The organism is Nostoc flagelliforme FACHB-838 (assembly GCF_014698065.1).
GTDB classification, from domain to species: Bacteria; Cyanobacteriota; Cyanobacteriia; order Cyanobacteriales; family Nostocaceae; genus Nostoc; species Nostoc flagelliforme_B.
On the sequence record NZ_JACJSI010000210.1, the window covers coordinates 1 to 10,248 of the forward strand.

At 42.0% G+C, this 10,248-nt stretch carries 16 protein-coding genes and 2 pseudogenes; 11 read left to right on the forward strand and 7 right to left on the reverse strand.

Annotated elements, in window-relative coordinates:
- Window positions 1–432 precede the first annotated feature (432 nt).
- Complete coding sequence (locus H6G97_RS37510) at window positions 433–1,125, forward strand: 5'-methylthioadenosine/S-adenosylhomocysteine nucleosidase family protein (RefSeq protein WP_190945780.1); 693 nt, start codon at window positions 433–435, stop codon at window positions 1,123–1,125.
- An 83-nt stretch (window positions 1,126–1,208) separates the two neighbouring features.
- Here H6G97_RS37510 and H6G97_RS37515 read toward each other — a convergent pair.
- Window positions 1,209–1,304 (reverse strand): annotated as a pseudogene (locus tag H6G97_RS37515) (IS5/IS1182 family transposase); the annotation flags it as partial.
- Between the two features lie 397 nt (window positions 1,305–1,701).
- Here H6G97_RS37515 and H6G97_RS37520 point away from each other — a divergent pair.
- Entirely contained in the window at window positions 1,702–2,313 is a 612-nt protein-coding gene (locus tag H6G97_RS37520) for an exopolysaccharide biosynthesis protein (RefSeq protein WP_190945781.1), read from the forward strand.
- Window positions 2,314–2,476: 163 nt separating this feature from the next.
- Here the strand turns inward: H6G97_RS37520 and H6G97_RS37525 are convergent, their stop codons facing one another.
- Entirely contained in the window at window positions 2,477–3,019 is a 543-nt protein-coding gene (locus tag H6G97_RS37525) for a hypothetical protein (protein WP_190945782.1), read from the reverse strand.
- A 506-nt stretch (window positions 3,020–3,525) separates the two neighbouring features.
- On the opposite strand from H6G97_RS37525, the gene H6G97_RS56230 reads away from it, so the two are divergent.
- From H6G97_RS56230 to H6G97_RS37540, 3 genes are all read left to right on the forward strand, one after another.
- Window positions 3,526–3,690 carry a universal stress protein gene (locus H6G97_RS56230; protein WP_422394248.1) on the forward strand — a complete coding sequence of 55 codons (165 nt, stop codon included), beginning with the start codon at window positions 3,526–3,528 and terminating at the stop codon, window positions 3,688–3,690.
- A 53-nt stretch (window positions 3,691–3,743) separates the two neighbouring features.
- Window positions 3,744–3,839 (forward strand): universal stress protein, encoded by a 96-nt coding sequence (locus H6G97_RS37535; RefSeq protein ID WP_190918391.1) that lies wholly within the window; start codon window positions 3,744–3,746, stop codon window positions 3,837–3,839.
- 300 nt (window positions 3,840–4,139) lie between these two features.
- Window positions 4,140–4,625 (forward strand): SRPBCC domain-containing protein, encoded by a 486-nt coding sequence (locus H6G97_RS37540; protein WP_190945783.1) that lies wholly within the window; start codon window positions 4,140–4,142, stop codon window positions 4,623–4,625.
- Window positions 4,626–4,696: 71 nt separating this feature from the next.
- Here H6G97_RS37540 and H6G97_RS37545 read toward each other — a convergent pair whose 3' ends face one another.
- Window positions 4,697–5,083, reverse strand: coding sequence for a hypothetical protein (locus H6G97_RS37545; RefSeq protein WP_190945784.1), 387 nt, complete (start codon window positions 5,081–5,083; stop codon window positions 4,697–4,699).
- 29 nt (window positions 5,084–5,112) lie between these two features.
- Here H6G97_RS37545 and H6G97_RS37550 point away from each other — a divergent pair.
- A pseudogene (locus tag H6G97_RS37550) lies at window positions 5,113–5,472 on the forward strand (potassium channel family protein); the annotation flags it as partial.
- Here the strand turns inward: H6G97_RS37550 and H6G97_RS37555 are convergent.
- From H6G97_RS37555 to H6G97_RS37565, 4 genes are all read right to left on the reverse strand, one after another.
- Window positions 5,431–5,757: a hypothetical protein gene (locus H6G97_RS37555; RefSeq protein ID WP_242055822.1), complete on the reverse strand. Its 327-nt coding sequence runs from the start codon at window positions 5,755–5,757 to the stop codon at window positions 5,431–5,433. The pseudogene H6G97_RS37550 and the gene H6G97_RS37555 sit on opposite strands and share 42 nt — an antisense overlap.
- 89 nt (window positions 5,758–5,846) lie before the next feature.
- Complete coding sequence (locus tag H6G97_RS53625; protein WP_338421927.1) at window positions 5,847–6,926, reverse strand: hypothetical protein; 1,080 nt, start codon at window positions 6,924–6,926, stop codon at window positions 5,847–5,849.
- A gap of 24 nt (window positions 6,927–6,950) precedes the next feature.
- Complete coding sequence (locus tag H6G97_RS53630; RefSeq protein ID WP_242055823.1) at window positions 6,951–7,463, reverse strand: hypothetical protein; 513 nt, start codon at window positions 7,461–7,463, stop codon at window positions 6,951–6,953.
- 293 nt (window positions 7,464–7,756) lie between these two features.
- Window positions 7,757–8,041, reverse strand: coding sequence for a hypothetical protein (locus H6G97_RS37565; RefSeq protein ID WP_190945785.1), 285 nt, complete (start codon window positions 8,039–8,041; stop codon window positions 7,757–7,759).
- A 208-nt stretch (window positions 8,042–8,249) separates the two neighbouring features.
- On the opposite strand from H6G97_RS37565, the gene H6G97_RS37570 reads away from it, so the two are divergent.
- The 5 genes from H6G97_RS37570 to H6G97_RS37590 all read left to right on the forward strand — a co-directional run.
- Window positions 8,250–8,816 carry a hypothetical protein gene (locus tag H6G97_RS37570; protein WP_190945786.1) on the forward strand — a complete coding sequence of 189 codons (567 nt, stop codon included), beginning with the start codon at window positions 8,250–8,252 and terminating at the stop codon, window positions 8,814–8,816.
- Between the two features lie 280 nt (window positions 8,817–9,096).
- Window positions 9,097–9,504 (forward strand): hypothetical protein, encoded by a 408-nt coding sequence (locus tag H6G97_RS37575; RefSeq protein ID WP_242055824.1) that lies wholly within the window; start codon window positions 9,097–9,099, stop codon window positions 9,502–9,504.
- Window positions 9,505–9,828, forward strand: a complete 324-nt coding sequence (locus H6G97_RS37580; RefSeq protein WP_242055825.1) for a hypothetical protein — start codon at window positions 9,505–9,507, stop codon at window positions 9,826–9,828.
- A 6-nt stretch (window positions 9,829–9,834) separates the two neighbouring features.
- The gene (locus H6G97_RS37585) at window positions 9,835–10,053 is read left to right on the forward strand and encodes a hypothetical protein (RefSeq protein ID WP_190945787.1); all 219 of its coding nucleotides are present in this window, start codon (window positions 9,835–9,837) and stop codon (window positions 10,051–10,053) included.
- A gap of 8 nt (window positions 10,054–10,061) precedes the next feature.
- On the forward strand, window positions 10,062–10,248 hold a 187-nt coding region (locus H6G97_RS37590; RefSeq protein WP_190945788.1), incomplete at its 3' end, for a hypothetical protein.

Consider the following 10,248-nt stretch of genomic DNA (forward strand, 5'->3'; position numbering starts at 1 on the left):
CAATATAGCTTTGTTTGTATAAGCAGAAGTTAAAAAGCTGTAAAGATTGCATTAACATCTAGTAATTATTGAGGTGATTATCTTAAATTCAAGTGCCAAAGAATAGTATTCTTAGAGGAAACTTGAGCAATGGCAAGTTGATCAAGTGTAGAAACAGCAATAAGTGGGTTTTCCTCAGAAATAGAGTTGCCGTAGGCAAGTCTCTCTCTTTCTCTGACACGTTTTCGGCAATCTGAGGCGACGCGACCTCCAAGGGAGGAGAAATTCGGGTTTACCCTGTAGCTGTTAGAAGCTATTTTGTCTTCCCCTAAAATAACTCCGAAACAAAAGCTCAAAGATTAATTAGCTAAAAATTTCAGTGTTTTGCTACGATTATTTTTTTGGAAACCACTAACATAAAAGGGCTAAATACAAGTAAAATTTAGGTTGACAATGAAGATGGTAATTGTTACACCCCTAAAGGAAGAACTTTGTTTTCTTGTTCAAGAATTAAAACAAGCAGGGCTAAAAGCACAAAAGCTATATTTAGGTAATTTAGAGGTTTTGGAGTTTAGTGACTTTGACTTATTCATTGCCCAAGGGGGACATGGCAAAACTCAATTCGGCATACAAGCACAATACTTGCTCTCTGAGTTACCGCACGTTGAGCTACTGATGTGTGCTGGTGCAGCGGGGGCGTTATCAAGTTCATTAGCAGTTGGCGATGTTGTGGCAGCAACTGAAATTGTTGAGCATGATTATAACCTTAAGTTTGTCAGCCGTCCCTTACCTCGCTTTGCTAGCGATCTCCAAGTCATTAAAATTTTACAAAACCTAACTAAACAGCAGTTAAATTTTCAATTGCATTTTGGGGCAGTCGCTAGTGGTGATGAAGATATTATTACAGTTGAAAGAAGTCAGGAATTGGCTCAATCAACTGATTGCATTGCAGTTGCATGGGAAGGCGCGGGAGGGGCAAGAGCGAGTCTTTTCAACCAAAAATCTTATATTGAATTGCGTGGTATAACAGATACGGCAAACCACTTGGCCGCGGCTGACTTTGAAAGAAATTTAGCTTTGGCGATGTCTAACCTTGCTCAAATTATTATTCGATGGCAAAAAAGTAATACACTTACATCGTTATGAAGGTGAGCTATTACATCAACTAACCGTGCTAGAAGTCCAGCAACGTCTAAGAGGGTGTTTAAAAAGTTTTTAGGGGTCAAATTTTATGCCAGTCGCCGTACCATGATGCGAATCATAGCAAGGTAAATAAACGTCTCGGATGTTTCCGGCAGAAGTTCATAGTCTCTGACCAATTGGCGGCAGCAATAAGTTTCTAGGGCCTGAGGAATAAGCTTCAGTTTATCTGCTCTAAGCTGTTACGCATAAAATTAGTACATTTACCTGATGACTATTAACCGAAAAGCCGTCAACAGTTAATGACCATCAAGAGTGTTTATATACTTTAGACGCGCATCAGCTTATGATTTAAATTCTCTAGTTTTTTACTTATTTTTCTGTCTTATTTGATTCACTTACAACTAATGTATGAGTTTAAACTTCCGTAAACATAGTATTGCTTAATCATAAATGCGGCTAATATTACTACCAGAAAATCACTAAAATACTGATGCCAAAATATGCAGACACAAAAGTACGGGTCTGGATTACAGTAAAGTTTGATGAATTATTTGATCAATACCCATTACCTGAAGCTTTATGACCCTAAAATTTTCTCAAGATATAAAGTCATTATTGCAACATTTAGCTGAAAAACCTCTGACTCTGGGTGACGTGATTTTAGAAACCTCAGAACGGGGTTTTAACTTAGTGATTGCATTGTTGGTGTTACCATTTTTGATACCTACGCCACCGGGATTAAGCACTCCTCTTGGTATAGCTTGCTTGTTGATGTCAGGACAGATGGCTTTGGGGAGGCGTACACCGTGGCTGCCAAAAAAAATTGCCAGCCTTAAATTCCCTAATTGGTTTGCTCAAACACTGTTGAAAAATTTACAACGTGTCACCAAAGTCTTAGAAAAAATCTCCCGTCCGCGTTTTCAGAAGGTTGCCGAAAATCCATTAACTTGGCGGTTCAATGGAATATGTCTCACCTGGTTAGCAATATTACTAATGTCGCCATATCCTCCTGCTACCAATCCTATTCCTGCTGTGGGAATGTTACTCTTGGCGGTTGCAACTATTGAATCTGACGGTATATTAATGTGCTTAGGCTATGTAGCCACCGTTTTGAATACCTTGTTTTTCGGTTTTGCCTTTTACCTTTTATATACTGGGGCGACCTATTTGTTACCTAATCTTTTTCGGTAAACTAATTACTTTTAGCTAGAAAGCAAAGAAATGCGGTTAAGTTATTCAAGTTGGTAAAACCAGCTATTGTCATCTCAGTCTCCAAAAAATAATTAGTAATTAACAGATTTAATCTGGGTTTCTCTGTTTGAATCTGTATCTTTCTTTTTTGAAATTGGTGTTATTACGGGAATCTTTTGCTAAGTTCATAAATATGCCATTCCCGTACACCCCAACAACTGAGAATCGATTCCCCTTGCCAGATTTCATCTGCTGTTCCCTCTACCTTCACTAAAAATTCTTCTTGACAGATGCTTGCCTCACAGAGTCTAGCTTGCCTTTCGGGAGCAAACCAACCTTGAAATGCACCATAAACACTGCCGAAAATCGCACTCACTCCACCCGCTAGCAGTGTACCCACCACAGATTCAACCGCTAATGCTGGGCCAAAACCGGGAATAATTAATACGCCAAGTCCGGCTGTTAGTGCCAGGAAGCCCCCGGTTGTTCCTCCTGTAATTGCGCCTGCTTTAGCACCTTCGATAGGAGTTATGGGATGTTTATCTGTTTTATTTTCCTCGTGCAACTTTTTGTCTTCAGAGTCTAAAGTGAACATAGAAATTTTCTGCATAGGAAAGTCAATTGCTCTGAGTTCATCAAGCACCTGTGTTGCAGCATGATGGGTAGAAATGATGCCGGTTGCATTTTTAACGGGGCTGAAATTCATCACAACATCTCCTATAAAAATCAGTAAGTTTAAAACGAAGCTTTATTAATCTCTAAATAGTAAAAAACTGTAGTTTTCTAGTGTGACCATGAACCGTATTAGGTCGGATATTCCTTTTAAGTGTCAGTTGAGTTAGTTTCGTTTCTCTGCTTCTTTCCCAGGATTACTGATAAATGTGAACGAAAAGTGAATAAATCGTTTATCCTACTAATTTCACTTTTAAATCACATTTGTCCCTCAAGCTAAAAGACAACATTTCTGGAATGAAGTAATTGATTATTGGAGTTGGAGATGAGCTTTAATACTAATTTTTTATGAAGCTGCATATAATTCGATCCCCCCTAGCCCACGCCAGTCGCTCATGGGGGAAACCCCCAAGACCGCGCTGGCTCCCCTTAACAAGGGGGGAACCGGAAAAACATCTATCATATCAAAGTCCCCCAATTTATCGGGGGATTTAGGGGGATCAAGAAATATGTAACTTCACATTAAATTGGTATAAGGAGATTTTAATAGCGGTCGATGATTCATCGGCTACTGCAACAGTGTTTGCAAAAGTGCTAGAGTTAGCCCAAAGAGATGCTGCTCAGTTAATGATTTGTCACAGCATTGACCTAGCAACTTTTAGTCAAGTCACTGTAAATCTAGTAGACCTGGAAATAGAAATATAACAAGGCAAAGTTTACTCCAGTTGTACTATCTGCAAGCGAAAACACAGAGCATTATGGCAGAATCCAGTTATCAAACAGGAGATCCTGGGACTAACATCTGTGATTTAGCCCGGAGTTGGGGAGCAGATTTGATTGTGCTTGGTCGGTAGTTTCTTCACAACTGTCTAGCAACCACCAGATTTTTCTGTTCAAACGTGAGTTTTTTACAAATAGTATTCATCATGTTTTACAAGAAAAAATTTAGTTTACTCGTAGTTCATCAAAGAAGCTTTGTAGGATTTATTTTATGGTAGGAAAATTTAGTTCTTTTCTTACCATAGTTCCCCTGCTTTATCTGCCTGCCTTCACCCGTAATTTTTGGGTTAGTCGATTGCTAGGAATAGAATACATGGAGTTGTTTTTAGCAGGAATAACCGTTTTAATTCTGGTTTTTATATCAACTCATACCCATGAAAATCTACACTGAAATTGAAATTCAGGCATCTGATAAGCAAGTCTGGAACTTACTTACTGATTTTGCCAGTTTTCCACATTGGAATCTGTTTATTCGTCAAATTAGTGGTTTGCTGAGTGAAGGGGCACAGCTAACTGTTCACTTTCAGCCTCCGGGTAGAGATATTGCGACCTTTCGACCTACGGTGATTACGGTAGAACCTAATCGGAAACTGCGCTGGTTATGGCACTTTTTGATCCCAGGGTTATTTGACGTTGAACATAGTTTTATCATTGAACCGCTAGCAAGCGATGTCTACGACGGGCTACGCCTACGCGTTCGCTTCATTCAGCAAGAATCTTTCCAGGGTTTACTAGTACCTCTGCTAGCTCGTCGATTAAATATTGACGTTCGCCAAGGGTTTGAAGCCATGAATCAAACATTGAAAACCAAGGCAGAACGTATTGAAAATAAAAATCAGGAGGTCAGAAAGTTTATATAATCAGCTTTTATAACTTTTTCAACTATAGTTAATTTCCTGTGTACTTTATTAGCCTGAATATATCGTTAATATTAGTCCACAACCTCATAGCGCACTAACTTCCTCACATCCTGACGGGGTAGCCCTAGTTGTTGGGCAATTGTCGCTTCTATTTGGCTGAATTCTATTGTTGGAAGTTCTAATTCCAATCGCTTCAGGATGGGGTCTGCTGTTTCCACTTCTACTTGAGTAATTCTCTTGGTTCGGTTGACGGCGGCGTTAATGAGCAATACATTGACTGATACCCGTGCTTCAAGCTGAGTATCTGACTGAAGTTTTTTCTCGGTGGAGTAGGGTTGCCTTAACTCTTGAGCAGCGATGAAACTACAGCCAAGCCAAAACACGATCGCTACCAGTGGTAGAGGCAACCAAAACTCTAATCCCAGCCCTTGCAGCCAACGTTTACTAATACGCCACACACTACACCTGCTTCTGATTTTGCTAGGTCATTGACCCTATCGCTTGCCGCTATGCCCGCGAACAAGTAGGCGCGATGGCTTTTGAAGGCAGTGCTGTGAGTACAGAAGTATTGTTAGAAGCTGGGATTCGCAAAGCCGACTCTTTGGCAGCTGTTCTGAGAAGTGATGCCTTAAACTTGGCAATGGTGACTCTTGCAAAACACTACGGTGTCACCCATATTTTAAGTCGGATGCGCCACCCCGATTTTGCTGAACCGTTACGTATCGCTGGAGCCAATCATATCATCAGTACTGTTGAATTATCAGTTTCAACAATGGTGAATGCCATTGAGTATCCGCAAGTGGAATCAATGATGCATTTTGAGCAAGGCAGAGGGCAAGCGACCAAACACTTCCTCAAACTGGAACAGTCCTTGGGCAGTTAACGCCGCCCCTGCTTTTTGCAGAGATTTGTAGGTGAGGTTAGTATCGAGTTTATGGGCAGAACCACCAAATTGTTCAGCCGCCACGCTATCTAACCAAAGCTGCTGCACAGATGGAGGTTGCTGACGAACCCAGTTGATATCCTCAATCGATACTTTGCAATGTGGTCTAATCGATTTATCTTCTGAAGCTTGTTTACGATCACTTCGCTGTTTGTTCCCACCTTTGATTGCTTTTAACGCTGTAGTCATATTTCCTCCTAAATTTGCATGACAATATGAACGGCATGGTTGCAATGCCGCGTTTAAGTTTCTCGGCTATTCTCAAAGCGAGTCTTTATTTACTGCTTCTCGCCCTTCCAAAATCGCAATTCGTCTCGAAAATACCTATCAGCCTTTTTCGATTGCTCCTTCCAACAATCCCAGGCAACCACCAACTCTTCGCCTAAATCCTCTACGACTTCACCCCTCTCGACATACAAAGTACGGTATGGGTCAGCGTGAGCAACGATAGAACCAAAGCCAATGGTGTCTGGTTGAGAAGATGCTTTTTGGAGAGTAGTAATTAAATCAGTCTCTTGGGTGGTCAATTCTGCCCAATAGTCTGATTTAATCAGTTCGTACTCTTGAGCAACATTCCAAAATTCTTGCCAAGTACACCCAGGTTTTGCAAGCACCGCCCTAATCTCACTAACCGCTTGGGGCAACATTGACAATTGTTCGGCTCGGTAAGCGATCGCAATTGGTGTCGGCTCACTCCCCAGAATGATCGCCGCAGCTTCCAACGCTTGGGTATTGTTCATGGCACTGGCGAGATTCTTCAACGCCATGCCCATGAGTCGCAGACATTCCTGGGCATTCTCCTTGGGTGGCTCAACAGCTAGCGATCGCAGGTCAATAGTTTTCTCTAGGGCTTGTTTCACCTGCTTCTTCAACGCTTTAGTCGCCTGCTGGGTCATGGTATTTCCCCACTGTTGCGTTCGCGCAGCGTCTCGTAGAGAAGGACGTTGCTCTACAGCGTTTTCCAAATCCTGAATACGCTGCTTGAGTTGTTGATTTTCAATCTCCAGTTTTCGTAACCCCTCCATCTCATCCAAACGCTGCTGTAACTGGATATTCTGCTCCCTCTGCTGCTTGTACAGGTTTTGCAAGGTCAAGAGTTGTTCTTGTACTTGTTCTTCGGCTCTGGCTGTAGCTTCTGACTGTAGGCCGATTCTCAACTCCTGCTGTAAGCGCTCTAATTCTTGCTGGTGCTGTTCTTTGAGTGCAGCGATCGCTTCTGTGTATTCTGGTGGATAGGTTTGCTCTCTGGGGAATGGAACGCTTGGGGCATCCAAATCAGCATTGTTGACCAAAAGCCTTTCACCATCAGGAAAAGTCACAATCTGCTGCCAGCGATTTGCAGCGTCTGCCTCAATCACTCCCGATTCCCCATAACGAGGATGTCAAAGGGAAGAAACAGTGACAGAATTACACAATTGCGTTTTGACTTTTTCTTGTTTTGTGCTATTAGTTCTAGTGGTTGACGTATTTTTTGGAACAACCTTCTGTACTGCAAAAGCAAAATCGGCGGCAGTGGGGAAGGGTTTTTCTTTCGCTGCGATCGCAACAGCTTCGTGTAACTTATCGGGAGTTTTAACCAAACGAAGTAGGGGGCGAGTTTGGGAAGGCTTGGTAATATGCGCCTTTAAATCGTTAGGCAGCGTATCAACTACTTTCTTTGCAGACAGCAAATCTCTGACCCGGCGATATCCTCCGTGTTTGGTTAACTCGTTCTTGCAATAGTCTTCAAAGCTCTCATGTCCACCATCAAAGTAATAGCCTTTGTCTCGCATAAGGCGCAGTTCATCTATTGCTTGCCACTCGAAACGATCAATGGCGGCAAAGGTATCTTGGATACCGTTGTTTAATTTGGTATAGTCGAGTGCTAATGTTTGTTCGGCTTCTAATGTCAGCATGGCATTTTACGGTCTACTGATAAGAAGGCAAGCAAATGCTTGTCTTGTTGACCTCGCGTTTCAAGTGCGGAGAGCAAGTGTGTGAGCAAATGTTATTCGCATTCGTGTGATTGCCTAAAAAATTAAGCAGCCACTAAATATGTGGCTACTTAAAATCTAACACCGAGCTAGCTTTAAATCAAGAAAAGTTTCTAGAATAAAATGGCATACGTTAAAAATGCTTCACCCCCTGTCAAGAGGGGGTGAAGTTTTCATTATTTGAACCAAATTGTCGATTTGAGATGACATGGCTTTTAACTGACTTTTAAGTTGCTCATTCTCTCTTGCCAGCCCGGTTGTAACTCCCCCAAAACTTTCTTCAAGACTTCTACATCCTCAACTAGCTTGACTATATCCACTACATTGCTGTGGACAATCATCTCGCCTATATAATTCCTCATGTGGTTTTCGATATCTTCCGTAATCGATATACCATCTTCTTTCAATTTTGTTTTGTACTTCTCGTATAACTCGGCATCTATTTTGATACCTAGCTGGGCAATTCGTCCTTGCGTCTCAGGCTTTTTGTTTGCAGGCATATTTTTCTGTTGGTCTTTATCAACAATATACTCTTGATCCAGAATAATCTCTGCAAGCCTTATTTTAAGGCAACTTAACAATCTAGATTTTTATCTTGACTAAATCTAGATTATTTGCTAGATTATATCTAGAAAGCAAAAAGACGACCGCCCCAAGTCTCGCAAACTGTGCGATCGCTTTTTATCCAACTGAATGGAGATCAATATTATGACCTACATAACACATACACAGCAAGCAATTCCCACTTCTTCTCGTGACGAGCAAGCCACAGCCCAAGCTGAACTTGACATCCACCTCGAAACTCAAGCCGAAGTTGTAGCCCCAACCCAAGACCCTCTGACATCTCGTGACCGTCGCATCATTGGCGAGATTATCGAAGTGGAACCCGAAACAGTGCGTACCATCTGGATCGAAGGCGGAATCACAGTATGGGTGCAGTTAGTCGGTGGTGGACGGCTACCCTTTGATCGCAACTGGTTCGCTACAAGAGTTGCAGAGGTAAAAGCGACTCTACCAGAAACACCGAGAGAACGGAATCAGCGCTTGGAGTCCGAGTTGAAAGAAGCTTGCACTGTTTTCGGTTTGTACCACGGTGAGATTGACTATCTAGTATTTAGTACGAAAGTCTATCGCCAGGGCAAGTTAGTTGGCTTCGTTGGTTGGGATGAAGAGGGTTGGTACGCAAGACCCAGACAGTACGGACTCAATCGTGTGGCTGCTAGTGCTGAACAAGTGATTGCATCGTTGGGAGTCAGAGCGACAATAGCGGCTTAGTTGCTGCAAGTGAGAAAGGGCGATTGCACACCAAAAGAATTGCAATCGCCAAAAAGACTTAGTCTCGAGTAAACATAATCATGACATAAAGTGCAGCAAGTAACCTCTTACTTCAAGTAGGTGGCTGTCAGAAGGAAATTCTCCTACCTGCTACAGATGCGAATGCAAAGGTGTAAGGAATCCTTAGTCCTAGAAGTGAGAAAGGGCGGTTACTTCTCTAAGAGAAATGCAATCGCCTTACAACAGGATTTATGACAATTCAAATCATGGCATACGAAATATGATTAGCCCACTTTCTCTTGAACAAACTCAGTTGAAAGAGTCTCTTGACAAGATACTGTTGCCTCCAACCGACCCCAATGCAGAGGTTATGGAAATCCTTGGATACAAACTTGTGTATGTTGACGGCGCTTGCCACAGAAATTATCGGGTCTATAAGAGTCATTCGATGATTGGGGTGATATTTCAGCATATTACCCACTGGTCTAACGGAGTGGATTCTTTTCGATACGCCGAGTCGGTTGATGCAGCACTTCGACTAGACGATTTCCTGAATGTGGCAAGAGTATCAACAACGGCATCAGAACAACTGCCTACGCAAGAAGAGTTACTGGATAAAGAATTTGATGCGTTAACGAGTGACGAGTGGGAGCGGTTAAAGAGATACGTCCACAAGCGAAAGATTTAGTTGCAGCGTAAAGAAACGGGTGGGGAGGAAGTCCCACCTGTATCACTAGGAGCAAAACTAAATTATCAGTTTATCGGAATAGAACAGTGCAACTCATCGGATAAACCAATGGAACCGATAGAAATACTGAAGCAGTTCAACTCGTGCTACGTAAATATTCAGGCGATTACCCAAGATGAAAACTGGCTCTTGTTGATTGCTGATAAAAAGATTGACCCAGAAGCAGCAACTCATTTAGCCGATGTTTTGCACTATTTGGGTGAGGCAATGGGGTGCGTGGAAGAAATCGTTGAGGTCAAGTTTAATCAGGAATTAGAAGTATGAAACTCTATGCAACCAGTATTCCTCAAGCAAAGCCCAAGCTGGGCAACTGTTATATCGAATAATGCAGGTTTGATTGAGGTTGAAATCAATGATCAAGACCCTGGATTTCATTCAATTATCGAGGAATTATCTACCGAAATAGAGCCAGGAATTATCGGTGTAAAAGCTGAGAATTTATGCCAAAGACTCAGCATTGAAATGGTTGATACTAATGAAGAAAATTGATAACCAAAATGAAATTCACAACTGTATCTGTTAGCTATTCCAGAAAATTCAATCTCGGCAATTTTGAATCACTCGATTTAGTTTGTTCTCTATGGGCCCAAGTCGAGGATGGGGAAGACGCTGATGGAATAACGCAATTCCTTTATCTGCAAGCTAAAACTTCGGTAAAACAAGCGGCAATGCCTGTGCTAAAAG

Coding starts and splice junctions, on each gene's coding strand:
- H6G97_RS37510 (WP_190945780.1), top strand. CDS start 433: ATGAAGATGGTAATTGTTACACCCCTAAAGGAAGAACTTTGTTTTCTT.
- H6G97_RS37520 (WP_190945781.1), top strand. CDS start 1,702: ATGACCCTAAAATTTTCTCAAGATATAAAGTCATTATTGCAACATTTA.
- H6G97_RS37525 (WP_190945782.1), bottom strand. CDS start 3,019: ATGAATTTCAGCCCCGTTAAAAATGCAACCGGCATCATTTCTACCCAT.
- H6G97_RS37535 (WP_190918391.1), top strand. CDS start 3,744: ATGGCAGAATCCAGTTATCAAACAGGAGATCCTGGGACTAACATCTGT.
- H6G97_RS37540 (WP_190945783.1), top strand. CDS start 4,140: ATGAAAATCTACACTGAAATTGAAATTCAGGCATCTGATAAGCAAGTC.
- H6G97_RS37555 (WP_242055822.1), bottom strand. CDS start 5,757: ATGACTACAGCGTTAAAAGCAATCAAAGGTGGGAACAAACAGCGAAGT.
- H6G97_RS53630 (WP_242055823.1), bottom strand. CDS start 7,463: ATGCTGACATTAGAAGCCGAACAAACATTAGCACTCGACTATACCAAA.
- H6G97_RS37565 (WP_190945785.1), bottom strand. CDS start 8,041: ATGCCTGCAAACAAAAAGCCTGAGACGCAAGGACGAATTGCCCAGCTA.
- H6G97_RS37570 (WP_190945786.1), top strand. CDS start 8,250: ATGACCTACATAACACATACACAGCAAGCAATTCCCACTTCTTCTCGT.
- H6G97_RS37575 (WP_242055824.1), top strand. CDS start 9,097: ATGATTAGCCCACTTTCTCTTGAACAAACTCAGTTGAAAGAGTCTCTT.
- H6G97_RS37585 (WP_190945787.1), top strand. CDS start 9,835: ATGCAACCAGTATTCCTCAAGCAAAGCCCAAGCTGGGCAACTGTTATA.